Consider the following 23,283-nt stretch of genomic DNA (forward strand, 5'->3'; position numbering starts at 1 on the left):
ATGACGCCGGAAATGCAGATCCTATTTCTTCTGGTCTAGCGTATGACGGCCGAAGTCCGGCGCATCGACATCCTGGCCTGCCTGCACGATGGAGCGGCGAATATCGCGGGTGCGGGAAAAAAGCTCGAACAGCTTGTCGCCCTCGCCCCAGCGGATCGCGCGCTGCAGATAGGCAAGATCTTCCGAAAACCGCGCCAGCATTTCAAGGATCGCATCCTTGTTGTGGAGGCAGATATCGCGCCACATGGTGGGGTCCGACGCAGCCAATCGGGTAAAGTCGCGAAAGCCGGACGCCGAATATTTGATGACTTCCGATTCCGTTACCGTCGAAAGATCGTCCGCCGTGCCAACGATATTGTAGGCGATGATGTGGGGAAGATGCGAGACGATCGCCAGCACCTTGTCGTGGTGCTCCGGGTCCATCTCGTCGACCCGTGAGCCGAGCGCCAGCCAGAAGCCTTTCAGACGATCAAGAGCTTCAGCATCCGTACCGGGCAGCGGCGTGAAGATGCACCAGCGATCACGGAAGAGACCGGAAAAACCGGCATCCGGGCCAGATTTTTCCGTACCCGCCAGCGGGTGGCCGGGAATGAAGTGAACATGCTCCGGCATATGAGGCGCCATCTGGGCAATCACGGAGGCCTTGGTGGAGCCGACATCGGTGACGATCGCGCCCACCTTCAGATGCGGCGCAATCTGCTTTGCCACCTCTTCGGATGCGCCAACGGGAACCGAGACGATAATAAGATCGGCGTCGCTCACCGCATCGGCGACCGAGACGGTGTAGGAGGTGCCGAGTTTCAGTTCCTCGGCACGCTTCAGCGTTTCTTCCCGGCGTGTGGAGACGACGACCTCGCGCGCAAGTCCAAATTCCTTGATATCGCGGGCAATCGACGAGCCGATGAGGCCAATGCCGATCAGCGCGATGCGTTCGAACAGAATGCCTTCCATCACGCCTGACCCATAAACTCTTTGAGCGCTGCGATGACGCCGAGGTTCGCCTCTTCCGAGCCGACTGTCATGCGAAGAGCATTGGCAAAGCCATAACCACGCACGGCACGTAAGATATAGCCACGGCGGCTCAGGAATTCGTCGGCATCGGCTGCGCGCTTGCCGTCCTCATCCGGGAAATGAATGAGAACGAAGTTGGTAACCGACGGCGTGACCTTCAGGCCGAGTTCGGTAAAGACCGAGGTCAATCTGTCTAGCCACAGCAGGTTATGCGCCACGGCCTGCTGCATGAAGGCCTGATCGCGAATGGCTGCAGCGCCAGCGGCAATCGCCGGCGCGTTCATGTTGAACGGACCACGCACTCGGTTCAGCGCATCGATGATGGCAGACGGGGCGTACATCCAGCCGACGCGCAGCGCTGCCAGACCATAGACCTTGGAGAAAGTGCGGGTCATGACGACGTTGGCATTGCCGGAAACCAGCTCAAGGCCGGCTTCGTAATCATTCTTGCGCACATATTCGGCGTAAGCCGCGTCAAGAACCAGAATGACGTTCTTTGGCAGGGTGGCCTGGAGACGGCGGATTTCCGAGACGGGAACATAAGTGCCGGTCGGATTGCCAGGATTGGCGATGAACACCATCTTCGTGTTCGGTGTCACCGCATCGAGAATCGCGTCGACATTGACCGTGCAGTCGGTCTCTTTCACGGTAATTGGCTTGGCACCCGCACCCATGATCTGGATCTTGTAGACGAGAAAGCCATGCTCGGTGATGATCGCCTCGTCGCCCGCGCCAAGATAGACATGGCAGAGCAGGCCGAGCAGTTCATCGGAGCCATTGCCGCAGATAATGTTGGCAGGGTTCAAGCCGTGCACATCGGCGATCGCCTGGCGTAGCGCCACCGCCTGACCGTCCGGATAGATTTCCAGATTGGAGGCCGCCGCCTTGAACGCCTCGATGGCCTTGGGACTGGCGCCAAGCGGCGTTTCGTTGGAGGAGAGCTTATAGACCTTCGCAACACCATCCACATGCTCCTTACCCGGAACATAGGCGGCGATGTCCAGTATGCCTGGACGCGGAACAGGTTGGTTAAGCTCTGCACTCATTTCATCGACCTTCGAAAAAGCGCCGGGAAATCCGGCCTGACAATGCCGAAGGCATTAGACTGGAAGCAACCCGTTGTCGAGTATCAGCGCGGCTTTTGCTGTTTCCGACCCTGCGTCAATGTGGTTCGGGTACTAGGCACGCCTTGCGGCGCCAGTACCGGGACGAAGACGCGACGGGACGCTCGCTGTGTCACCGGAAGACCCTGATAGAGCCGCTTTTGCGCTTCAACGATGATGACGCCGGAAAAGACCGGCCATAGCCTGCGCCCGATCGTCTCCATGTAGCGGCGAAACTTCAACACGGACCGCACCTTGGACGGCGGGAAGAACAGCGCTTCGGCAGAGGCGCCAGGGGTAAAGTTCGTCTCGCGGAGAAGGGCCGTCAACTGGCTGCGGGAATAGGGGCGTCCGGAACCGAAGGGCGTATGCTCCATGCGCGCCCACACACCTCGCCGATTGGGCACCACGATAACCAGACGGCCGCCGGGCGCCAAAACGCGCCAGAGTTCCTTGAGAGCCTCGCGCGGATTTTCGACGAATTCCAGCGAGTGGATCATCAACACGCGGTCGATCGAGGAATCGGGCAGCGGCAGTTCCTCGTCGAAGACAAGAGCTGTGGAGGAGAGTTCGCCCGCCGGCCAGTTCACCGCGCCCTGCCCTGCGGGCATGAAGGCAAAGGTGCGTTCGGTGTCGTGGCGGAACCGATCGAGAAACGGCACCGCATAGCCGAGCCCGACGAGGCGCTCATCCGGAAGCGTCGGCCACAGCGTCGACAGCGCCATGGTGATCGCCTGTTCGGCAGAACGGCCAAGCGGGGAATGATAAAATTCGCGCAGATCGACGATATCGGTGTTCATCGCTGGAATGTAGCGGGTCGCGAAAGGACTTCAAGCTTGGACTTCAAGCGCGTGTCACCTAAATAGAAGAGACGGGTTTATTGCGAGATAGGGAGCCAACCATGAAGCCGCTGGATATCGAAGTCTTTCCGTGCCGAAGTGACAATTTTGGTGTGCTGCTGCATGACAGCGAAAGCGGAACGACGATTACCATCGACGCTCCAGAAGAAGCGCCGATCCTGGACGCTCTCAAGCGCCGCGGCTGGCAGTTGACCCACATCTTCACCACCCACCACCATCAGGATCATGTGGATGCCAACCTGGCTTTGAAAGAGCGCTTCCACTGCGAAATCCGGGGGCCGCATGACGAGGCGGTCGCCATTCCCGGTCTCGACAAGACCGCTGCCGACGGCGATGAATTCGAGATTGCCGGGCGTCGCGTGCAGATCATCTCCACGCCGGGACATACCGCCGGACATATCTGCTACTATCTTCCAGATGACGGCCTGCTCTTTGCCGCAGATACGCTGTTTGCCATGGGCTGTGGCCGCCTGTTCGAGCGCCCAGCCGCCGATATGTGGCACTCTTTCCAAAAGCTTATGGCGCTCCCGGATGACACCCTAGTCTACTTCGGTCACGAATATACGCTCTCCAACGCCCGCTTTGCTGTGACGGTCGATCCCGAGAACGAAGCATTGACGCGCCGCCTGAGTGACGTCGAAGCATTGCGCAACGAGGGCCGCTTCACCATTCCGACGACGATAGCGCTCGAGAAGCAGACCAACCCCTATATGCGCGTGGCTGACGCCAGCATTCGTGCTCATCTTGGCTTGGAAGGTGCTACTGACGAGGATGTCTTTGCTGAGATCAGAGCCCGCAAGGACAAGTTCTGATGGCGGTAGAACAATCCGCTGCTGCCATCATCGCCGCACTCAATCTCAAGCCGCATCCCGAAGGTGGCTTTTATCGCCAGACGTTTCGCGATCCCGATGGCCCGGAGCGCGGTCATTCGACGGCGATCTATTATCTGCTCGAAAAGGGCCAGCGATCGCACTGGCACAAGGTGATCGACGCGGTTGAAATCTGGCACTATTACGCCGGCTCAGCCCTATCGCTTCATATGTGCGAAGATGGAAAGAATGTCTCGACCGTGCGGCTTGGGCCAGCGGTGCTGGACGGTGAACAACCGCAGGCGATCGTGCCGGCAAACTGGTGGCAGGCAGCGGAAAGCCTTGGCGAGTTCACCCTCGTTGGCTGCACCGTCGCGCCCGGCTTCGTTTTCGACAGCTTTGTCATGGCAGAGCCCGGCTGGGCGCCGGGTTAATCGCCTGCCCGTCAGCCGCCATACTTTGTCGCGGTGATATAGACCTGACCGACCTTTGTCGGGATCCGGGCATAGACCGGCGCATAGAGATCCATGCTGCTGGCCTTGGCGAACCAAACCTCCATGGAGATTGACTTCAGATATTCGATATCCTTGCGGCCCTTGCGGAAGCCGGATTTCGGAACATAGCGCATGTTGCAGACAACAGCGTCGCCTGAGAAGCCATTGGTCTTGAACGGTTTCGTTCCACTGGAACTCAGCACCAGATCGAGACGCGACTCACCATCATAGATCGGCAACCGGCTGGGGCAGATACGGCCGCCAACCGGGAAGATCAGGCCGGAAATCGGATCGAGCACGGAACGAAGATCGCGATCCTTCACGTCCACCCAATTGTCCGGCCGCGCCTTCGGTGCCGGATTGACGGTCGTGGAGGTGACGTTGCCATTCCGATACTGCACATCATAGGTGCGGGTGCGTTTGCCGTCCTTATACACCAGCGAATATTCGTTGGCCTGCATGCGGTTGCCGCGCTTGGCGCCAGAGACAGTCGTCTTGCCGGAAATATCCTTGAGCACGCTGGCAATGCCCGCCGAACTGAAAGAGCCGGAAATCGAGTATGTCGAGCCGTTCATCTTCGTCGAAAAGTTGGCGCGCGCGATCGGCAACGGTCCGAGCGCGATTGAGTATTCGCTGTCATGGCGCGATTCGGCGGCCAATGCGGGCGTAAGGCCGCAAAGCACGAGCGCTGTCACGGCAAAAAGTCTTTGTGCATGGACGATCATAGAGATACCACCTCGGCAACGGCGAAAGCCGTGCATTTCCGGCGATCATATACGCTGACTTGTGGCAATAAAAAAGCGGAAGCCACAGCAAAACCGGTGAAATCGCGCACAAAAAGGCGCGAGCGGCTTGACTGCACGGACGGCTCTGACTATAGAACCGCAACTTTCCAATCATCGGCTGTTGGATTGCGAACCGGATTTTGCCGGAGAGCAGACTGATAGTCTTACAGTGACAACGAATAGGTGTACCCATGTCCCGTGTATGCGAATTGACCGGCAAGGGCGTCCAGACGGGCAACAACGTCAGCCACGCCAATAACAGAACCAAGCGCCGGTTCCTCCCGAACCTTTGCCAGGTTACTCTGATTTCCGATTCTCTCGGCCAGCGTTTCCGTCTGCGCGTTTCCGCAGCCGCTCTTCGCTCCGTTGAACATCGTGGCGGCCTCGATGCCTTCCTTTTGAAGTCTGACGAAAACGAGCTCTCGATGCGCGCCCGCCTGCTGCGTCGCCAGATCGCAAAGAAGACCGCTGAAGCCGCTTAATAGCCGCTCAAACGTCTATCCTTTTCAAAAGGCTTGAATGGCTCTGCCGCTCAAGCCTTTTGTCTGTTTTAGGGGTAGCGGATGCCTTTGCGTCCAGCTTCCCTGTTTTTCGCGCAAGGCTGCATCGCTGTTTGAGACGGCTCGCCGCTTGCATATGTTCGCTCCAACTGGTGGCATCACCCAGGATAAAAAAATGCCTTATCTGCGCCAAACATTTATCTATGTGCTGCTGATGACCCTCGTCGTCGTCGCATCGAATATTCTCGTTCAGTATCCGCTGTCCGGCACGCTCTTCGGCATCAATCTTGGTGATCTTCTCACCTGGGGTGCTTTCACCTACCCTGTCGCCTTTCTGGTCACGGATCTGACCAATCGGCAGTTCGGCCCCTCCATTGCGCGTCGCGTCGTGCTGGCCGGCTTCATCGTTGGCGTCACGCTATCCTTCTGGACCTCGCTGCCGCGGATCGCGATTGCTTCCGGCACCGCTTATCTGATCGGCCAGTTGCTCGACATTTCGGTGTTCAATCGTCTGCGTCGCCAAAGCTGGTGGCGTGCGCCGCTGGCAGGCTCCATGTTCGGCTCCGTACTCGATACCATGCTGTTCTTCTCGATCGCCTTTGCAGCGAGCTTTGCCTTCATTGGTCCGAACGATGCCTTCGCCATCGAGAATGCGCCGATCCTTGGCATCTTCTCAACTGAAGCCCCGCGCTGGATCTCCTGGGCGCTCGGCGATCTGTCGGTGAAGGTTCTCGTCGGACTCGTCCTCTTGCTACCCTACGGCGCTCTGATGAACACGCTCAAACCCATGCCGCCAGCACGCTCGATCTAAGCCAACCGTCGCTACATAAAGTCTTGGATTTCGAAATAAAGCAGTGAAGGCTGATCGCCTCCGCTGCTTTATTTGATTTACAGCCAGCAGCGCCAGAAACGCTCTAAAACTTCAACCGCTCACGGAAGAACACGAGCGCGACGATGAGGCCTGTCGAGGCGCCGATCAGCACGTCGAGAAAACGGGCAAGGCCCGCGACCTGTGGCCCCATCAACAGCACAAGCATGGCTGATGCGCCGGCCTGTATCGGCACCACAGGCGCCATGCCGAAGGCAGCAGCGATCATCATGGCGACGAAGGTGGCTGACGCCATCCGGACCGCCGCAAGATCTGCCGGGATCATCAGCGCAAGCTCGCCCACCAGAATGCCGACGGTGACGCCAACGATCAGGCCTAAACCCTGACGGATCTGGCTTGGAATGCCCGGCGCCAGACAGATCAACGCGCTGATCGCAGCGAAGACGGGCTGCTGATGGCCGAGCAAATATCGTGAGGCCCAGAACGCAAAAGCGGCAGCCAGGGCTGCCGCAAGTGCACGAGTGAATGCTGATTGGAGACGCTCGGCGATCTGCCTGAGCATATCGCTTAGTCCTTCTTGGACGGAACGACGCGCAAAGCCAGTTCGCGAAGCTGTGTCGGCGTCGCAGGCGACGGCGCATTCATCAGCAAGTCCTGCGCCTGCTGGTTCATCGGGAACAGCGTGATTTCGCGCAGGTTCTTTGCCCCGACCAGCAGCATGACCACACGGTCGATACCGAAAGCACAGCCGCCATGCGGAGGTGCGCCATACTGGAAGGCACGGTAAAGACCGCCGAAGCGCTCTTCCACGTCGCTCTGCGACAGACCGACTTTTTCGAACGCCTTCACCATCAGTTCCGGAGACTGGTTACGGATGGAGCCAGACGCAATCTCGAAGCCGTTGCAGACGGCGTCGTACTGGTAGGCCTTGATCGACAGCGGATCCTGACCGTCCAGCGCTTCCATACCGCCCTGCGGCATGGAGAAGGGGTTGTGGGCGAAGTCGATCTTCTTGTCTTCTTCGTTATATTCGAAGAAGGGGAAGTCGACGATCCAGCACAGCTCGAAACGGTCACGATCAACGAGGTTCAGTTCCTCACCGGCGCGGGTGCGGGCTTCACCGGCAAACTTGTAGAACTTGGCAGGATCGCCCGCCACGAAGAAGCAGGCATCACCGGCTTCCAGGCCAAGCTGCGTGCGCAGTGCCTCGGTGCGCTCCTCGCCGATATTCTTGGCAAGCGGACCAGAGCCTGCGATCTTGCCGTCCTCTTCCTTCCAGAAGATATAGCCGAGGCCCGGCTGGCCCTGACCCTGCGCCCAGGCATTCATGCGGTCGCAGAACGCGCGGCTGCCGCCGGTCTTGGCAGGGATTGCCCAGACTTCGACCTTCGGGTTCGACGCGATCATGTTGGCGAAGACCTTGAAGCCGGAACCAGCGAAATGCTCGGTCACGGCCTGCATGACGATCGGGTTGCGCAGGTCCGGCTTGTCGGAGCCGTATTTGCGGATCGCTTCGTCGTAAGGAATGCGCGGCCATTCTTTTGTGACGGGTTTGCCTTCGGCGAACTGCTCCAGAACCGATGTCATCATCGGCTCCATGGTTGCCCAGACATCTTCCTGCGTCACGAAGCTCATTTCCACGTCGAGCTGGTAGAACTCGCCCGGCAGACGGTCCGCACGCGGATCTTCATCACGGAAGCAAGGCGCAATCTGGAAGTAGCGGTCGAAGCCTGCCACCATCAGAAGCTGTTTATACTGCTGCGGCGCCTGCGGCAGAGCGAAGAACTTGCCTTCGTGAATACGGCTCGGCACGAGAAAGTCGCGCGCGCCTTCCGGCGAGGAAGCCGTCAGGATCGGAGTTGTGTATTCGGCAAAGCCAGCCTCGGCCATGCCATTGCGCATTGCGGAGATAATTTGGGTTCGCTTGACGATGTTCTTGTGAAGAGTATCGCGGCGAAGATCGAGGAAGCGATACTTCAGGCGAACGTCTTCCGGATAGTCAGGCTCACCGAAGACCGGCAGCGGCAATTCCTTGGCAACGCCCAGCACTTCGATCTCTTGTGCATAGAGCTCGATTTCGCCGGTTGCCATGCCCTTGTTGACGGTATCGTCCGAACGCGCCTTCACTGTGCCGTCGATGCGGATCACCCACTCGCCGCGCACAGTCTCAGCCGCCTTGAAAGCCGGGCTGTCGGGATCGGCAACCACCTGGGTAATGCCGTAATGGTCGCGAAGGTCGATGAAGAGAACGCCGCCATGGTCTCGAACGCGATGCACCCAACCGGAAAGACGGACGGTCTCGCCGACGTGAGACTTGCGAAGAGCGGCACAGGTGTGGCTGCGGTAGCGATGCATGATTGTATCCTGAAGAAGCGTGTCATGGCCTCTGGGGCCGACTTTCGAAATTTGGCGGAAAAGCGCATGGCTGAACCGATTTGTCAAGGAAAAGCGCCACGCACGAGGCTTTGCCGCCCGGCCAGAACTTACTGCCGAACGCCAAAGAGAGGCGGATAAGAAGAAAATACGGCACGAGATCGACGATTGGCGGGGCAAAAGCGTGGAGTAAAGCCGCCTCTGATATTGACATGCGGCGCCCAAAGGGAAAGTAAGACGGAGTGTTTTCCAGGACTGGCCAAACGTAATGATTGAAACGACAGCAGCACTCGCCGACGCTTGCAAGGAGCTGGCGAAATCGGAATTCGTCACCATCGACACCGAGTTTCTCCGCGAAACCACCTTCTGGCCGCAGCTCTGTCTCGTGCAGATGGCAAGCCCCACGCTCGAAGTGCTGGTGGACCCGATGGTGAAGGGTATCGATCTGACGCCGCTGTTCGAACTGATGGCCGATCCGAATGTGGTGAAGGTTTTTCACGCCGCCCGCCAGGATATCGAGATCATCTATCATCTCGGCGGCCTCATCCCCCATCCGATCTTCGACACGCAGGTCGCAGCCATGGTTTGCGGCTTCGGCGATTCGATCTCTTACGATCAACTGGTGCAGAAGACCAAGAACGTCCAGATCGACAAGTCCTCCCGCTTTACCGATTGGAGCCGCCGTCCGCTCTCGGAAAAGCAACTGGATTATGCGCTGGCGGACGTCACCCATCTGCGCGATGTCTATATGGCGCTGAAGTTGCAGTTGGAGCGCGAAGGGCGCTCATCCTGGCTGAAGGAAGAGATGGATATTCTGGAAGCGCGCGAGACCTATGACATGCATCCCGACGATGCATGGCTGCGTCTGAAGTCGCGGCTTCGCAAGCCGACCGAGCTTGCCATCCTGAAATTCGTTGCAGCCTGGAGAGAGCGCGAAGCACGCTCGCGCAACGTTCCGCGTTCGCGCGTGCTCAAAGACGATGCGATTTTCGAGATCGCTCAGCAGCAGCCGAAGGATGCGGAAGCGCTGTCACGCCTGCGCACCGTTCCAAAGGGTTGGGAGCGCTCCACCTCCGGCACGGCCATCATCGAGACGGTCAATGCGGCACTAGCCCTTCCCAAGGCCGACATGCCGCAGGCCCCGCGCCACAGCCATTCGCCGGAAGGCTCGGGTGCCGCCGTAGAACTGTTGAAGGTGCTCTTGAAGCTTTCGGCGGACAAGCACGGTGTCGCCGCCAAGGTGATCGCCAACAGCGAGGATCTCGACAAGATCGCATCCGAAGGCGAAAAGGCAGAGGTTCAGGCGCTCTCGGGCTGGCGTCGTGAACTCTTCGGTGAGCCCGCTTTGAAGCTCATCCGCGGAGAAGTCGCCCTTCGCTTTGCAGGCAAGAAGGTCGAGGCAGTCGAGATGCCAGCCCAGGGTCAGGCCACCGAATAAGGTGAAAAGCGGGGATCGTGCAAAACTGCCACAACCGCGCCTCTTCATGATCGATCGCTTGAACATCTCTTTTGGCGGCATCTGATCCGCATTATGATCCCGCACCGGGAGGAATCGACCTGCTCACTTGGGAGGAAGTGACACCCAATCCCCTCAGTTAAGGGCAGATGATGAGAAAAATTCTGGCGATGCTGGACTATGTCGTGCTGTTTCTGGCGGTTGCCGGAAGCGGCGTGGTCTATGCATTCCTCGAATATGGCGGCGGCGCATTTATTGGGGCAACCTACGCCCTATTCGCCTGCGCGCCGATTCTCGCCTTTGAACGTGGCCAAATTCTCCCGGGCCTTTCTAAAAAGATCAGCATGCTGCCGACCCCCGCTTATATTGCGGTCGGCATGGTCGTCTATGTCATCCTCGTCTTTTGTGGATTCGGTCTCGGCGGCACCATTCTGTGGGCGACCGGCGTTCTTCCCACAAGCTGGGCGCGCGCCGTGCATGCGGAAATGCAGACGATGGTGTTTACGCTGGGTGTCTGCGCCATCATCGTCTTCATCATGCGAGTGCGAGAGCTCCTGGGACGCGACATCTTCATAGACCTGATCCTGGGACGCTATCGCAGGCCGGTCAGCGAAGAACGCGTCTTTCTCTTCATCGATCTCGTCGGTTCCACCTCCTTTGCCGAGACCCATGGAGACCTCAAGGCACAGGAGTTTCTAGGGGAGCTTTTCTCCGCCTATGCCGCTCCGGTCAGGAAACATGGCGGCGTCATCGACGACTATATCGGCGACGCGGCTATCATCACCTGGCCCTATCATCTCGCGATCCGTCGTGCGGCCTGCATCAACTGCGTCTTCGATATCCTGTCGCAAATCGAAAGCAGCCGTGCGACCTGGATTGCCCAGTTCGGTACTGTACCGAAGCTTCGTTTCGCCATTCACGGCGGGCCGGTGATCACGGCCGAAATCGGCGTGGACCATCACAAGATCACCTATTTCGGCGATACGGTGAACACGACGGCACGACTGGAATCGCTGAGCAAAATGCTTGGCCACCCCATTCTGATCTCATCCGATCTTGCCCATCAACTTCTCCTGCCCAAGGGCATAAAGAGCGAGTATCTCGGCGAACATGCCGTCAAAGGTCGCGGTCAGACACTTGGTGTCTGCGCCCTCAGCCGCCAGCCGACGTTGTAAGAAACAAAGGCCGTCATCAAAGCTTCAAAGTGATTTTGTGCGCCTGTCACAAAGCCCGCCTATCGGTCCATTGCTCCTCCACAGCATCGGCCCGAAAATCGGAATCGATTTTCGGAAAGCACGATGTGTAGATCCAAAAAGTTAGAGCGTCCTTTGTGCGTCCTAAAGGAAGCACGCCGCTCTATGCAACAGACAGGTATGCTCCATGAAAAAAATCCTGCTTTCTTCAGTTGTCTTCCTCACGCTCGGAACCCTCAATGCGCTTGCCGCTGAGAAAGAGTTTTCGGCAAAGCTCGTATCGCAGGCCATTCTGCCAGCCAAAACGATCATCCCGGCACCGGCCGATGCTCCGGACTTTTTGAAAAGTGCAGGCAAGTTCACCACGCCAGACCGCAAACGTGCGGACGGCCTCGGCACTGTGCCGGGCAAGGACGGCGTTCGTCAGACTGGCCTCTCCATGCCGTTCGACGGTCAGGCGATGCAGGGCTTTTCCGGCATCAAGGCCATGGACGATGGTACCTTCTGGAGCCTCTCCGACAACGGCTTTGGCTCAAAGCTGAACTCCAGCGATGCGATGCTGATGCTTCACCACCTGAAATTCGACTGGGATGCCGGCAAGGTGAACGCGCTCGAAACGGTCTTCCTGTCCGATCCCGACAAAAAGGCACCCTTCCCGATCGTCATGGAAGGTTCGGATAAGCGCTACCTGACAGGCGCGGATTTCGACGTGGAATCCATCCAGCCGGTCGCGGATGGTTTCTGGGTCGGCGAAGAGTTCGGGCCCTATATTCTGAAGTTCAGCCGAGAAGGCAAGCTGACGGATGTGATCGCTACCAAGGCCGGTGATATCGAAGTCAAATCTCCCGACAACCCGATGCTGGCGCTCCCTGGCAACCCTACCCAGAAACTTCCCGCCTTCAACCTGAAGCGCTCTGGTGGCTTTGAAGGCATGGCGATGTCAAAGGATGGCACGAAAATTTATGGCCTGCTGGAAGGCCCGCTCTACACCGCTGACGGTCAGGTCGAAAAGACGGAAGACGGTGCAACTGGCCTGCGTATCATCGAACTCGACGTCGCGTCTAAGGCATGGACGGGCCGCACATGGCTCTATCCTCTAGCAGAAGGTGGCGAGGCAATCGGCGACTTCAACATGCTGGACGACAGCACTGCGCTGGTGATCGAGCGCGATAACGGTGCCGGTACGTCCGACAAGGCCTGTGCCGACCCGAAGAAGCCGGAGCCGAACTGCTTTGCAGCACCTGCCAAGGTGAAACGCATCTATAAGATCGAGTTCAACGACGCCAATGTCGGCAAGGCCGCCCGGAAGATCGGCTACATCGATCTGATGAAGATCGCCGATCCCGACACGAAAGCTCGCCAGGGCTCCGAGAACGGCATCTACACCATGCCTTTCGTCACCATTGAAAACGTCGACCGTGTCGATGCCAACCATATCATCGTCGGCAATGACAACAACCTACCCTTCTCGGCCGGTCGTGCGCTGGACAAGGCAGACGACAATGAGTTCGTCATCCTGGACGTGAAAGACCTGCTCGACGCGAAGTGACGATTACGAGCGTCGCCCTCTCGGCGGCGCTCTCTCCCTTCAGCGAAGCTTATTATCCGCGCTAAGTGTTCACAGATTACTCGAAAACGAAGGCCAGCCGCTTTCCCGTCAGCTTCGCCAACTGCTGCAGGCGTCCGTCCAGCCGCTCGCCAGCGAAATCGCAATACTCGTGCGGCACGACGAATTCCAGATCGAGATCCGGGTTATCCGACTTGCGGAACCGCAGGTGATCCACCACGCCCGGCATGGAGGCCGAGAAGAGGTAGACGACGCGGAGCAGCCCGCCCAGCAGTTTGGCAAGCTCCAGCAGCCGCGGCCCGGCCATGTCGGCAAGCGACTGCGTCGTGCCATTATCGTTCAGGCCTTCGAAGCGATAATAATTGGCGAGCGCAATAAAGGCGCGGCCTGGATGGGTGATCGACACGAATGATGAATGAGCAATGACGTTCAGAGCTTGTAGCCCGCGGTAATCCGGATGGGCGCGCCAACTGATATCCGCCAGCAAGCATGCCGCCTGCCGGTATCGTCCTTCTTCTTCCGTTTCATCGATGCCGAATACAGGGACCGTTCTGCCGGTCCAATCCGCGAGTTCACGGGCGTGCTCGGGAGACCGGGCGCGCAGAACCGCCAGTTCGTCGGCTGCGACCAATAGCGGATCCGCGGTCTTGTCCGTCTCGGACAACAGCGAGTAAAGATAACCTTCACGCACGCCCTGCGCCGAGAACGCAATCTTTGCCGGCTTCATGGCTTCTAGCACTTCACGCATGGCAACCGCGCCAAATGGCAGCAGCGATCGGCGGTTCTTGGAAACGGCCTGCCAGGCCGGGTCCTTGCTGTCCTTAGAGGCGATGACCTCATTCAAGAAATTGAGCATCTCCTGAAGCGGGAGCTCGTAGCCCTGCATCATGTGCAGGGGGTAGTGAGTGATCTCCATATGGAGCTTGGCGATGTTTCGCCATGTGCCGCCGACGGCATAGAAGGTGCGACCTTCCCCCGCAGCCAGCAAATCGGCACTTTTCTTGACCTGCTTCTTGGCAAAAGCCGTCGCCTTTTCGAGGGAGCCACCTGCCTGTTCGGAGAGCCTTAAGCCGCCGAGCGGCAGCGTGATACCCTTGCCGCAGGTGTTTCCCCTGATGTCGATCAATTCGAGCGATCCGCCACCCAAGTCGCCGGCAATGCCATCGGGATCGTGAAACCCGCTGATGACGCCATAGGCCGAATAGAGAGCCTCACGCTCGCCGGAGAGAACCTCGATCTCGCATCCGAGAATCTCTTCCGCATCGCGAATGAAGTCAGGTCCGTTTTCGGCTTCTCGTGCTGCTGCGGTGGCCAAGACATGCACCTGGGTGGCCTGCGCCTGATCGGACAACGCGCGAAAACGGCGCAACGTCATCAGCGCTCGCCTTACGCCTTCATCGTCCATGCGCCCGGTCAGCGCCAGCCCCTTGCCCAGACCGCAAAGTACCTTTTCGTTGAACAGCACCACAGGCGCGCGCGATAGACCTTCATAAACGACAAGGCGAACCGAGTTCGAACCGATGTCGATGACGGAAACGGGGGCAAGGCCGACGAGCCGCCCCTGTGCTTCTGATCGTGTCATTCAGCCTGTTTCTTGCGGGAAGAGATCAACCCGGCAATCAGTTTTGGCGCACTGGATTTCAAAGCTTCACCACGTCCGGACAGGCTGGGATTGGTCATGAAATAGTGCTGCGCGTTGAACGGTTCCTCGCCCTTGCGCACCTCGATACGCCTGGACGTTCCGTCGGGAAGTATCTCGTAGCTCTGCTGGTTGTCAATGAGATTGCCGAGCATGATCTGTGAAAGAACCTGTTCATGCACAGTCGGATTGACGAGTGGCACGAGGGTCTCGACGCGTCGATCGAGGTTACGGGGCATCATATCGGCAGAACCGATATAGACCAGCGCCTTGTCCGACGGGAGGCCTTGGCCATTGCCGAAGCAGAAAATGCGGCTGTGCTCGAGGAAGCGACCAACGATCGATTTGACGCGGATATTGTCAGAAAGACCAGGGACCTGCGGGCGAAGGCAGCAAATGCCGCGCACGACCAGATCGATCTCCACACCCGCAGCGCTTGCCCGATAAAGCGCATCGATGATTTCCGGGTCGACCAGAGAATTCATCTTCATCCAGATCGCAGCCGGCGCGCCGTTCTTGGCATGCTCGATTTCGTCGTTGATATGCTTCAAGATGCGCGGGCGCAACGTATAGGGCGAAACCGCCAGCTTCATGCCCTCTTCCGGCTCGCCATAGCCGGTGATGAAGTTGAAGATATTGGCCATGTCATGGGCGATTTTCGGATTGCAGGTGAAGAAGGACAAATCCGTGTAGATCTTCGCCGTCACCGGATGGTAGTTGCCAGTACCAAGATGGCAATAGGTGCGTAGTTTGCCATCTTCACGACGCACAACCATAGACATCTTCGCGTGGGTCTTGAGTTCGATGAAGCCGAAGACGACCTGCACGCCGGCGCGCTCCAGATCGCGTGCCCAGCGGATATTGGCCTCTTCGTCGAAACGCGCCTTCAATTCGACGAGCGCCGTCACCGACTTTCCGAGTTCGGCGGCATCGATCAGAGCGCGAACGATCGGGCTGTCATTGGAGGTGCGGTAAAGCGTCTGCTTGATCGCCAGAACGTCCGGATCGCGCGCCGCCTGCAGCAGGAACTGCACGACGACGTCGAAGCTTTCGTAAGGATGGTGAACCACCATGTCCTTTTCGCGAATGGCGGCCAGGCAGTCGCCCATATGTTCGCGAACACGCTCCGGGAAGCGAGCGTTGTAGGCTTCAAATTTGAGATCTTCGCGTGGTGCTTTCGCCAGTTCCGAAATCGTGTTGAGCGCAAGCAAGCCCGGCAGGACGGCCACGCGGTTTTCCGGAACGTCCAGCTCCTGGACAACGAATTGGCGAAGCGACTGCGGCATTTCGCTATCGGTTTCGATACGGATCACCGAACCACGGCGGCGACGCTTCAGCGCGCTTTCGAAGTAGCGAACCAAATCTTCGGCCTCTTCTTCCAGCTCGATATCGCTGTCGCGGATGATGCGGAATGTGCCGAAGCCCTTGACGGTGTAGCCCGGGTAGAGCCGGTGGATGAAGAGCCCCACCACATCTTCGAGCGTGATGTAACGGATCGCCGTCTTGTCATCCGGCAGGCGGATAAAACGATCAAGTGCGGTTGGCAGGCGCAAAAGCGCCGTCATCGGCTCGCGCCCATTGACGCTTTCCAACTGGAGCCCCATGGAGAAGCCGAGATTGGGAATGAAGGGGAAGGGGTGCGCCGGATCGATGGAGAGCGGCGTCAATACCGCGAAGATACGTTCCTCGAACTCGTTTTCCAGCCATGCGCGGTCTTCGTCCGAAAGCGCTGGCGGACGAACGATATACATATCTTCTTTAGCAAGATACTGCTGCAGAACGGCAAGCGAGGCTTGCTGCTCCATCTGAAGATTGTCGATTTCCTTGAGAATTTCCTCAAGCTGCTCGGCTGGCGTCTTGCCATCAGGCGTCTTCATGCTGATGGACTGGCGCACCTGCCCTTCCAGACCGGCAACGCGCACCATGAAGAACTCGTCCAGATTGGCGGCGGAGATGGAGAGAAAGCGCAGTCGTTCCAGAAGCGGATGGGCGGGATTCAGCGTCTCTTCCAGAACACGGCGGTTGAACTGCAGCCAGGAAAATTCACGGTTCACAAAGCGACTGGGGCTCTCCCAGAGATTTTCAACCTCCGTTGCCGACGCCGAGTTGTTACCTTCCAACTCTTTCTGCACAACCGAATCCATCAAATCGCCCACCCCTGATAAGTTTCAAAGCCCGTATAACAGTTTGACGACGGAACTATGACAGTCAATCGTCTTGCGAAGCCGCGCCCAGTTCAGTGAGAACCTCCGCCGCCAGCGACCGGCTGATCCGTGTACCACGAGAGAGCGCCAGCCGGTCGAGCCGCTCGACGAGGATCTGCGCGGTGTCGAGGGACCGTTCCATTCGCGCCACGATATAACTGACGAGTTTGTCATCCATATAAAGCTGGCGATCGGCGAAGAGCTTCATCAGCACCTGCGCCAAAAGGTTCTCATCGGGCTCGCCGATCTCCACCACAGTCGCCGCTTTAAGGCGTGAGCGCAGATCCGGCAGCGCAACGTGCCAGGCAGCAGGCCACTGCCGTGTCGTGATCAAAAGCGAGGTCCCGTTTTCCCGCACGCTGTTGATGACGTGGAAAAGCTCGGTGTCGTCGAAGCCGACGCGGTCGGCATCTTCAAGCAAGACAGGCGCCTTCTCGGCAGCGCGTGCGGCATCCGATCCCTTTTGAGGATTGATCGCCACGGCACCACTGGTGTTTCTCCAGATCGCGGCAAGATGCGACTTACCAGACCCGGGAGGGCCAGCAAGAATGACGACCGGTGACGGCCATTTCGGCCATTCATCCACGATACTGACAGCCGCATCCAATGGCGCGGCGACCAGTAAATCTTCCCGCCCCGTGGCGCTGCTATGAGAGAAGGCCAGCGGCAACTGTTCGGCCTTGGGCCGGAACGGGCCGGGCTTATCACTTTCGTTCATCAATCAGCTCTGGAATCGATCTGCGCGTCGATCTTCTGCGACGGCACCACATCGGGTTGCCAAGGCAGATTGGCTGCGCGTCCATGATAGAGATCGCTCTCCAGATAGCGTGACAGAGCGAAGCGGACAAGAACGCCGACGGCTGCCGCGGCCGGTACCGCAACGAGCAGGCCGACGAAGCCGAAAAGCGCGCCGAAAGCGAAGAGCGCGAACATCAACCACACCGGATGCAGACCGACGCTGCTACCGACGAGCTTTGGCTGCAGGATATTGCCCTCGATGAACTGTCCGGAGAAGAAGACCGCAAGCGTCAGGATCACATAGAGATAGTCCGGCCAGAACTGGACGAGAGCGACGCCGAGAGCCAAAACCAGACCCACCATCGAACCTATATAGGGAATGAAGCTGATGGCGCCAGCAAACATGCCGATCAGCAGGCCGAAGTTCAGACCGACGAGCGACAGGCCAACCGCGTAGTAGACGCCAAGGATGATGCAGAGCGAGCCCTGCCCGCGGATGAAGCCAGCGATGGTCGAATCCATATCACGCGCGATCTGACGAACGGTTGCAACATGATCGCGCGGGACCCAACTGTCGACCTTGTCAATCATCCGGTCCCAGTCCAGGAGCAAATAAAAGGCGACGACCGGAGTTACGACCAGAAGCGAAATGACGTCGATCAGCGATTTGCCGGAATTCCAGATCTGCGTCAGCAAGGTGCCGATGAATCCTGCCCCTTCGGCGAGAAGCTTGGAGAAGTTCTCCTTGACCGTGTCGATCTGCGCGCTGACCCACGACGGCAACAGGTTCGTATCCGCTCCGGCGATCAAATTCTGCAGCGCCGAGATGTAGGACGGAATGCGGCTGATGAAGTCCGACGCCTGCGCCGCGATCAATGGAATGATGATGATCAGCGAAAGCGCAAACAGGAGCACGAAGGAAATCAGGATGAAGATGCTCGCCATCATGCGGCTTAAGCCACGGCGCTCCAGCCAGTCGGCAACCGGGTCAAGGAAATAGGCGAGCGCCATGCCTGCAACGAAAGGCAACAGAATGGAACTGAACACCATCAGGAAGACGACAAAGACGACGAGCGCACCCAGCCAGAAAAATATCTGGCGTCTTAGATTGATGCCTCTGATCTGTGGCTGCATCTCGTTTTCCTTCGCGGCAAGTGATGCCTCATAACGCACTGCAACGAGATAGGATGCCCCGGTGGGAGAGGTCAAGGGTGACGACAGGTGGTCAGACACCTCAACAGCGCATTGCTTAAGGCCTCGACGCGGGCAAAAAGGCACGAAAAACGTCGGCTGCAGCGCTCTTATGCTTGCATCGACACCCGTCTCATGCGAATGGCGAGCCCAAGAAAACCAGCGGAGACGAGAGCCATGAGCCAGTCGGGCAAGAACGGTCTTACCTACAGTGATGCAGGCGTTGATATCGATGCCGGAAACCTGATGGTCGAGAAGATCAAGCCAGCGGTTCGCTCCACCCGCCGCCCGGGTGCGGATGGCGAAATCGGCGGTTTCGGCGGTCTGTTCGATCTGAAAGCTGCGGGCTTCACCGACCCTGTTCTGGTTGCTGCAAATGATGGCGTCGGCACCAAGCTCAAAATTGCGATCGACGCGGATTTTCACGACACCGTTGGCATCGATCTCGTCGCCATGTGCGTCAATGATCTCGTGGTTCAGGGTGCAGAGCCGCTCTTCTTCCTCGACTACTTTGCCACCGGAAAGCTCGACCCAGACCAGGGTGCTGCCATCGTCAACGGCATTGCCGCAGGTTGCCTGGAATCCGGTTGTGCGCTGATCGGCGGCGAGACGGCTGAAATGCCCGGAATGTATTCCGATGGCGATTATGATCTCGCAGGCTTTGCGGTTGGCGCTGCCGAACGCGGAAAGCTTCTACCAGCTGGCGATATCGCCGAAGGCGACTTGATCCTTGGCCTCTCTTCATCGGGCGTTCACTCCAACGGCTTCTCGCTGGTGCGCAAGATCGTCTCGCTGTCCGGCCTCGGCTGGGATGCGCCCGCTCCTTTTGCCGAAGGCAAGAAGCTCGGCGAGGCTCTGCTCACGCCAACACGCATCTATGTAAAGCCGCTCCTGAAGGCGATCCGCGAGACGGGTGCGCTGAAGGCACTGGCCCACATCACTGGCGGCGGTTTCCCGGAAAACATTCCGCGCGTACTGCCAAAGCATCTAGCGGCGGAAATCGATCTCAACTCCATCGAAGTGCCTGCGGTATTCTCCTGGCTCGCCAAGACCGGCGGCGTTGCGGCAAATGAAATGCTGCGCACCTTCAACTGCGGCGTCGGCATGATCGTTGTCGTTTCCGCCGAGAATGCCAAGACGGTGACAGATGCCTTGACGGCGCAAGGCGAGACTGTGTTCCCGCTGGGACGCATGGTGGCCCGTGAAGAGGGCGCGCATGGCACGATCTACAAGGGTACGCTCGGACTATGAGCCTCAGTGCTCCACGCAAGCGTGTCGTCGTCTTCATTTCCGGCAGCGGTTCGAACATGGTGGCGCTGGCACAAGCCTGCCAAGCCCCTGATTTTCCCGCAGAGATCACCTGCGTCATCTCCGACAAGCCAACGGCAGGCGGGCTTGCCAAGGCGCAAGGCTTTGGCATCCCGACGCTGGTTTTTGAGCGCAAGAATTATGCGAGCAAGAGCGAGCATGAGGCCGCAATCTTGGCAGCACTCGGCGAGCTTGCGCCCGATATCATCTGCCTCGCCGGCTATATGCGCCTGATCTCCGGCGAGTTCATTGCGCCTTATGAGGGTCGGATCATCAATATCCATCCCTCGCTCCTGCCGCTTTTCCCCGGCCTCCATACCCATCAACGCGCCATCGACAGCGGCATGAAGATCACCGGCTGTACAGTGCATTTCGTGACTGAGGGCATGGATGAGGGACCGGTCATCGGCCAGGCCGCCGTGCCTGTTACCGCTGGCGACACGGCGGACAGCCTCGCCGCCCGCGTTCTGACGGTTGAGCACAAGCTTTATCCGCTGTCACTTCGTTTGCTGGCTGAAGGCAAAGTGCGGATGGAAGGCGGGAAGGTCGCCCGGAGCACAGACAGCAGTTCCGAACTCCAGACGCTCATCTCTGTCTAACTGAGGTTGTTAGCCGGAAGTCGCGATCGGGTCGCCATCCCATATGGAAGGCGACCCCGCAGCATCCTCACCAGCGCTGCAACCCAAGCAGCTTTTCACCCAGCGGGTTAAGTTTTGCCGTCTGTGCATTTTGCTTTTCCCACTCGCGGGGGTCACCAGGAAAAGCATCTCGGCGCGGGTGATCGCGTTCCTTCCACAGTCGAATTCGCTCCAGTCGTTCTTCTTCGTTATCGAACTCGGCAGGATGCATAGAGATATATTGCGCCATGCGCACCCGATCATCGGAGTGGTTTGGTCTGACGCCGTGCGCCAGAAGCGAGTTGAAGATCATTAGATCGCCCGGCTCCATGTCGATGTTGACGATCGAAAGACCGGTCATATCCGGGTGCATCGGGTCACGATCCTCAGGCTGCGTCTCCACCCACTCGTCAAAATGCTCGAAAAGATACGGGACGCATTGGAAGCCTCCGACATCGCCGTCCTGCTTCTGGAGACTTAGCACACCTTGAACGCCGATCGGCAAGGGGCGGATGGATGTATCGACATCCCAGTGGATGAAGCCGTTCGGATTGCCCTTCACTTTTTTGGGTGGGTTGAGATTGGCCCGGTCGATGGTGACCCACAGGTCCTCCCTATCCCAGATATCGACGAAAATATCATAGACGCGCTGCTCCATACGGTTATCCCAGAGATGCTGATGGTTATAGATCTCCAGCATGCCGGTATTGTTGAGTTCCTTCATCTTGTGTTCGCGCCGTTGCGGCGCGTACCAGGTGGAAGGATCTTTCGGATCCTTCTCGTCGAAGCGCCAAAGCAAATCGACAAGTCGCTCCACATTGGCCGCAGGCACCGCCTGACGGACAATGATATAGCCCTTGGTGATCCAATGCTCCCAATCGGCCTGCGATAAAACCCGTAGCGGCAAGGTTTTTTGGATATCCTTAAGCTGCGTTGTAGCAGTCGTCGTCGGATGGCTGTCGCGTTTCAAAGCTGCGCTAGTCTGCATTTTCCTCTCCCATCGAAATCTCCCTGAACAACAGGCGATGGATGGAGACTAAGCGCTGCAAGATATTAGTGTTGTCGAACACTGGCCAATTTCGATACTATTCTGGCGTCTCCAACTCGGTGAGTGCGCAATGCGGTCATATCTCGAACACCTACTCCTGCCGCCCGGCTCATCCTGGAGCAGGCTCAACAGGCGTCTCGACGACGGTATTCCATTCGAGTGGCATCACCATCCCGAATTCGAACTGACACTGACGCTGAACTCCCGCGGTCAGCGCTTTATCGGTGACCATGTGGATCGCTACGACGACGGCGATCTCGTTCTCATCGGACCGAACCTGCCGCACACATGGGCATCCCGGGATAGAATCCGGGAAGGCGAACCGCATACCGCACTCGTCTTCTGGTTCAGCCGTGCATGGATTGAGCAGTTGACGACCGAAACGGTGGAGTTGCGCCCCATCCGCCGCCTGATCGACCGCGCTGGCGGCGGTCTTGCTTTCGATCCATCCATCGGCCTGTCGCTGGCGACGGACTTCGAAGCCATCTATTCCAGGCCGCCAGCCCAGAGCCTCTTCGGCCTGCTGGACATTCTGCTGCGCATCTCCGCACTCGAGGCGCAACCACTATCAGCAACGGCGCCACCGCAGGCAGAGGCCAGTCGCGAGCGGATCGATCGCGTTCTGCAGCACCTTCATCAGTCCTATCAGCAGCCGTTGCGCATGGAAGATCTCGCCGAGATTGCCGCACTCAGCGTTTCGGGCCTGCATCGGCTCTTTCGCAAGCACACGCAGCTCAGTGTTTCGGAGTATCTGATCGGTCTGCGGATCGGCGAAGCCTGCTCGCGTCTTTCGGCGACGAACCAGCCTATTCAATTCATCGCGGCAGAAGTAGGCTACGCGTCGCTCGCCAACTTCAACCGGCAGTTCCGCCGTCTGCGCGGCATGTCGCCGCGCGCTTACCGCACATCGTTTCAGCGTTAGGCAAAGTCAGTTTATAAGCTCGTTCGATTAAGCATCGCCCATTGCAGCATGATGATCGTCTTGGAGTCGGTGATCTCACCTGTTGCGATCATGCCATAGGCAGCGTCGAGGGACACGGTCAGAACTTCGATGTCCTCCCCCTCGTTTTCGAGACCGCCACCCTCTCCCGCCTTCTCGTCCAGATCGACGCGGGCGTAGAAAAGGCTGACCTTTTCGGTCAAAGTGCCGGGGCTTGCATAGGCATCGAAGAGGTAACGTGGCGCACTGACGGCATAACCCGTCTCTTCCATGGATTCGCGGCGAATGGCCTCGTCCGGCTGATCGCCGTCCGTCAGACCGGCCGGGATTTCCAGCATGAAGCTTGGATCGCCATTCACGTAAGCGCCGGGGCGGAACTGGCGCACCAGCACCACTTCCTCCCGCTTTGGATCAAAAAGCAGGATGGCCGCCGCCACGCCATGATCATGGACTTCGCGATGGACGCGGAACATCCGCCCATCGCGAGCCGTCTGTTCGAAGATCATCGTTTGCAGGTGGATGAAGTTTCTCCAGACCGTCTGCTGTTCGATGAGCCTGACGCGTGCTTCGTCATCGACCTGCGAGACTGGAATAGCGGTGGACTGCGTCATGGAAAAC

At 58.4% G+C, this 23,283-nt stretch carries 22 protein-coding genes; 10 read left to right on the forward strand and 12 right to left on the reverse strand.

Features of this window, described 5'->3' with window-relative positions:
- Positions 1-21 precede the first annotated feature (21 nt).
- The 3 genes from ACQZ5M_RS10140 to ACQZ5M_RS10150 form a co-directional block, all read right to left on the reverse strand.
- Positions 22-951: a prephenate/arogenate dehydrogenase family protein gene (locus ACQZ5M_RS10140; protein ID WP_449079646.1), complete on the reverse strand. Its 930-nt coding sequence runs from the start codon at positions 949-951 to the stop codon at positions 22-24.
- On the reverse strand, positions 951-2,057 hold the full coding sequence (hisC, locus tag ACQZ5M_RS10145; protein ID WP_296018082.1) for a histidinol-phosphate transaminase: 1,107 nt from the start codon (positions 2,055-2,057) through the stop codon (positions 951-953). The genes ACQZ5M_RS10140 and hisC overlap by 1 nt, the downstream gene beginning before the upstream one ends.
- 83 nt (positions 2,058-2,140) lie before the next feature.
- The gene (locus ACQZ5M_RS10150) at positions 2,141-2,914 is read right to left on the reverse strand and encodes a class I SAM-dependent methyltransferase (protein ID WP_296018084.1); all 774 of its coding nucleotides are present in this window, start codon (positions 2,912-2,914) and stop codon (positions 2,141-2,143) included.
- A 101-nt stretch (positions 2,915-3,015) separates the two neighbouring features.
- Between ACQZ5M_RS10150 and gloB the strand changes: the two genes are divergently transcribed.
- Positions 3,016-3,786 carry a hydroxyacylglutathione hydrolase gene (gene gloB / locus ACQZ5M_RS10155; RefSeq protein ID WP_449079647.1) on the forward strand — a complete coding sequence of 257 codons (771 nt, stop codon included), beginning with the start codon at positions 3,016-3,018 and terminating at the stop codon, positions 3,784-3,786.
- Entirely contained in the window at positions 3,786-4,217 is a 432-nt protein-coding gene (locus ACQZ5M_RS10160) for a cupin domain-containing protein (protein ID WP_449079648.1), read from the forward strand. Before gloB ends, ACQZ5M_RS10160 begins: the two co-directional genes overlap by 1 nt.
- Positions 4,218-4,228: 11 nt before the next feature.
- On the opposite strand, the gene ACQZ5M_RS10165 is transcribed toward ACQZ5M_RS10160, so the two are convergent.
- A complete protein-coding gene (locus ACQZ5M_RS10165) occupies positions 4,229-5,002 on the reverse strand; it encodes a DUF3108 domain-containing protein (protein WP_296018091.1) in 774 nt (257 codons plus the stop codon).
- A gap of 251 nt (positions 5,003-5,253) precedes the next feature.
- Between ACQZ5M_RS10165 and rpmB the strand changes: the two genes are divergently transcribed.
- Positions 5,254-5,544 (forward strand): 50S ribosomal protein L28, encoded by a 291-nt coding sequence (rpmB, locus tag ACQZ5M_RS10170; protein WP_296018092.1) that lies wholly within the window; start codon positions 5,254-5,256, stop codon positions 5,542-5,544.
- A gap of 193 nt (positions 5,545-5,737) precedes the next feature.
- The gene (locus ACQZ5M_RS10175; protein ID WP_449079649.1) at positions 5,738-6,373 is read left to right on the forward strand and encodes a queuosine precursor transporter; all 636 of its coding nucleotides are present in this window, start codon (positions 5,738-5,740) and stop codon (positions 6,371-6,373) included.
- 103 nt (positions 6,374-6,476) lie between these two features.
- Here ACQZ5M_RS10175 and ACQZ5M_RS10180 read toward each other — a convergent pair whose 3' ends face one another.
- Together ACQZ5M_RS10180 and aspS are read right to left on the reverse strand one after the other, a co-directional pair.
- On the reverse strand, positions 6,477-6,953 hold the full coding sequence (locus ACQZ5M_RS10180) for an FUSC family protein (protein ID WP_296080154.1): 477 nt from the start codon (positions 6,951-6,953) through the stop codon (positions 6,477-6,479).
- Positions 6,954-6,958: 5 nt separating this feature from the next.
- Positions 6,959-8,746, reverse strand: coding sequence for an aspartate--tRNA ligase (gene aspS, locus ACQZ5M_RS10185; RefSeq protein WP_296039319.1), 1,788 nt, complete (start codon positions 8,744-8,746; stop codon positions 6,959-6,961).
- Between the two features lie 286 nt (positions 8,747-9,032).
- Here aspS and rnd point away from each other — a divergent pair, with 286 nt between their 5' ends.
- From rnd to ACQZ5M_RS10200, 3 genes are all read left to right on the forward strand, one after another.
- Positions 9,033-10,202 (forward strand): ribonuclease D, encoded by a 1,170-nt coding sequence (gene rnd, locus ACQZ5M_RS10190; protein ID WP_449079650.1) that lies wholly within the window; start codon positions 9,033-9,035, stop codon positions 10,200-10,202.
- Between the two features lie 170 nt (positions 10,203-10,372).
- Positions 10,373-11,395, forward strand: coding sequence for an adenylate/guanylate cyclase domain-containing protein (locus tag ACQZ5M_RS10195; protein WP_296018100.1), 1,023 nt, complete (start codon positions 10,373-10,375; stop codon positions 11,393-11,395).
- 205 nt (positions 11,396-11,600) lie between these two features.
- The gene (locus tag ACQZ5M_RS10200) at positions 11,601-12,962 is read left to right on the forward strand and encodes an esterase-like activity of phytase family protein (RefSeq protein WP_449079651.1); all 1,362 of its coding nucleotides are present in this window, start codon (positions 11,601-11,603) and stop codon (positions 12,960-12,962) included.
- Positions 12,963-13,038: 76 nt separating this feature from the next.
- Here the strand turns inward: ACQZ5M_RS10200 and ppx are convergent, their stop codons facing one another.
- From ppx to ACQZ5M_RS10220, 4 genes are all read right to left on the reverse strand, one after another.
- Entirely contained in the window at positions 13,039-14,562 is a 1,524-nt protein-coding gene (gene ppx / locus ACQZ5M_RS10205; RefSeq protein ID WP_296080164.1) for an exopolyphosphatase, read from the reverse strand.
- Positions 14,559-16,763 (reverse strand): RNA degradosome polyphosphate kinase, encoded by a 2,205-nt coding sequence (locus ACQZ5M_RS10210; RefSeq protein ID WP_296018106.1) that lies wholly within the window; start codon positions 16,761-16,763, stop codon positions 14,559-14,561. The genes ppx and ACQZ5M_RS10210 overlap by 4 nt, the downstream gene beginning before the upstream one ends.
- Before the next feature lie 64 nt (positions 16,764-16,827).
- A complete protein-coding gene (gene hdaA, locus ACQZ5M_RS10215; protein WP_449079652.1) occupies positions 16,828-17,541 on the reverse strand; it encodes a DnaA regulatory inactivator HdaA in 714 nt (237 codons plus the stop codon).
- On the reverse strand, positions 17,541-18,695 hold the full coding sequence (locus ACQZ5M_RS10220) for an AI-2E family transporter (protein ID WP_296080211.1): 1,155 nt from the start codon (positions 18,693-18,695) through the stop codon (positions 17,541-17,543). Before ACQZ5M_RS10220 ends, hdaA begins: the two co-directional genes overlap by 1 nt.
- A 234-nt stretch (positions 18,696-18,929) precedes the next feature.
- Here ACQZ5M_RS10220 and purM point away from each other — a divergent pair, with 234 nt between their 5' ends.
- Both purM and purN read left to right on the forward strand, forming a co-directional pair.
- Entirely contained in the window at positions 18,930-20,003 is a 1,074-nt protein-coding gene (gene purM, locus ACQZ5M_RS10225) for a phosphoribosylformylglycinamidine cyclo-ligase (protein ID WP_296039306.1), read from the forward strand.
- Positions 20,000-20,659, forward strand: a complete 660-nt coding sequence (gene purN / locus ACQZ5M_RS10230; RefSeq protein ID WP_296103361.1) for a phosphoribosylglycinamide formyltransferase — start codon at positions 20,000-20,002, stop codon at positions 20,657-20,659. Before purM ends, purN begins: the two co-directional genes overlap by 4 nt.
- Before the next feature lie 67 nt (positions 20,660-20,726).
- On the opposite strand, the gene ACQZ5M_RS10235 is transcribed toward purN, so the two are convergent.
- A complete protein-coding gene (locus tag ACQZ5M_RS10235; RefSeq protein WP_449079653.1) occupies positions 20,727-21,665 on the reverse strand; it encodes a phytanoyl-CoA dioxygenase family protein in 939 nt (312 codons plus the stop codon).
- Between the two features lie 130 nt (positions 21,666-21,795).
- On the opposite strand from ACQZ5M_RS10235, the gene ACQZ5M_RS10240 reads away from it, so the two are divergent.
- On the forward strand, positions 21,796-22,647 hold the full coding sequence (locus ACQZ5M_RS10240) for a helix-turn-helix domain-containing protein (protein ID WP_449079654.1): 852 nt from the start codon (positions 21,796-21,798) through the stop codon (positions 22,645-22,647).
- An 11-nt stretch (positions 22,648-22,658) separates the two neighbouring features.
- On the opposite strand, the gene ACQZ5M_RS10245 is transcribed toward ACQZ5M_RS10240, so the two are convergent.
- Positions 22,659-23,276, reverse strand: coding sequence for an NUDIX domain-containing protein (locus tag ACQZ5M_RS10245; RefSeq protein WP_449079655.1), 618 nt, complete (start codon positions 23,274-23,276; stop codon positions 22,659-22,661).
- Positions 23,277-23,283 lie beyond the last annotated feature (7 nt).

It is taken from the genome of Rhizobium sp. 22-785-1 (assembly GCF_053521965.1).

Excerpts from the sequence above, each read along its gene's own strand:
- ACQZ5M_RS10140 (WP_449079646.1), bottom strand. The coding sequence starts at position 951 with ATGGAAGGCATTCTGTTCGAACGCATCGCGCTGATCGGCATTGGCCTC.
- hisC (WP_296018082.1), bottom strand. The coding sequence starts at position 2,057 with ATGAGTGCAGAGCTTAACCAACCTGTTCCGCGTCCAGGCATACTGGAC.
- ACQZ5M_RS10150 (WP_296018084.1), bottom strand. The coding sequence starts at position 2,914 with ATGAACACCGATATCGTCGATCTGCGCGAATTTTATCATTCCCCGCTT.
- gloB (WP_449079647.1), top strand. The coding sequence starts at position 3,016 with ATGAAGCCGCTGGATATCGAAGTCTTTCCGTGCCGAAGTGACAATTTT.
- ACQZ5M_RS10160 (WP_449079648.1), top strand. The coding sequence starts at position 3,786 with ATGGCGGTAGAACAATCCGCTGCTGCCATCATCGCCGCACTCAATCTC.
- ACQZ5M_RS10165 (WP_296018091.1), bottom strand. The coding sequence starts at position 5,002 with ATGATCGTCCATGCACAAAGACTTTTTGCCGTGACAGCGCTCGTGCTT.
- rpmB (WP_296018092.1), top strand. The coding sequence starts at position 5,254 with ATGTCCCGTGTATGCGAATTGACCGGCAAGGGCGTCCAGACGGGCAAC.
- ACQZ5M_RS10175 (WP_449079649.1), top strand. The coding sequence starts at position 5,738 with ATGCCTTATCTGCGCCAAACATTTATCTATGTGCTGCTGATGACCCTC.
- ACQZ5M_RS10180 (WP_296080154.1), bottom strand. The coding sequence starts at position 6,953 with ATGCTCAGGCAGATCGCCGAGCGTCTCCAATCAGCATTCACTCGTGCA.
- aspS (WP_296039319.1), bottom strand. The coding sequence starts at position 8,746 with ATGCATCGCTACCGCAGCCACACCTGTGCCGCTCTTCGCAAGTCTCAC.
- rnd (WP_449079650.1), top strand. The coding sequence starts at position 9,033 with ATGATTGAAACGACAGCAGCACTCGCCGACGCTTGCAAGGAGCTGGCG.
- ACQZ5M_RS10195 (WP_296018100.1), top strand. The coding sequence starts at position 10,373 with ATGAGAAAAATTCTGGCGATGCTGGACTATGTCGTGCTGTTTCTGGCG.
- ACQZ5M_RS10200 (WP_449079651.1), top strand. The coding sequence starts at position 11,601 with ATGAAAAAAATCCTGCTTTCTTCAGTTGTCTTCCTCACGCTCGGAACC.
- ppx (WP_296080164.1), bottom strand. The coding sequence starts at position 14,562 with ATGACACGATCAGAAGCACAGGGGCGGCTCGTCGGCCTTGCCCCCGTT.
- ACQZ5M_RS10210 (WP_296018106.1), bottom strand. The coding sequence starts at position 16,763 with ATGGATTCGGTTGTGCAGAAAGAGTTGGAAGGTAACAACTCGGCGTCG.
- hdaA (WP_449079652.1), bottom strand. The coding sequence starts at position 17,541 with ATGAACGAAAGTGATAAGCCCGGCCCGTTCCGGCCCAAGGCCGAACAG.
- ACQZ5M_RS10220 (WP_296080211.1), bottom strand. The coding sequence starts at position 18,695 with ATGCAGCCACAGATCAGAGGCATCAATCTAAGACGCCAGATATTTTTC.
- purM (WP_296039306.1), top strand. The coding sequence starts at position 18,930 with ATGAGCCAGTCGGGCAAGAACGGTCTTACCTACAGTGATGCAGGCGTT.
- purN (WP_296103361.1), top strand. The coding sequence starts at position 20,000 with ATGAGCCTCAGTGCTCCACGCAAGCGTGTCGTCGTCTTCATTTCCGGC.
- ACQZ5M_RS10235 (WP_449079653.1), bottom strand. The coding sequence starts at position 21,665 with ATGCAGACTAGCGCAGCTTTGAAACGCGACAGCCATCCGACGACGACT.
- ACQZ5M_RS10240 (WP_449079654.1), top strand. The coding sequence starts at position 21,796 with ATGCGGTCATATCTCGAACACCTACTCCTGCCGCCCGGCTCATCCTGG.
- ACQZ5M_RS10245 (WP_449079655.1), bottom strand. The coding sequence starts at position 23,276 with ATGACGCAGTCCACCGCTATTCCAGTCTCGCAGGTCGATGACGAAGCA.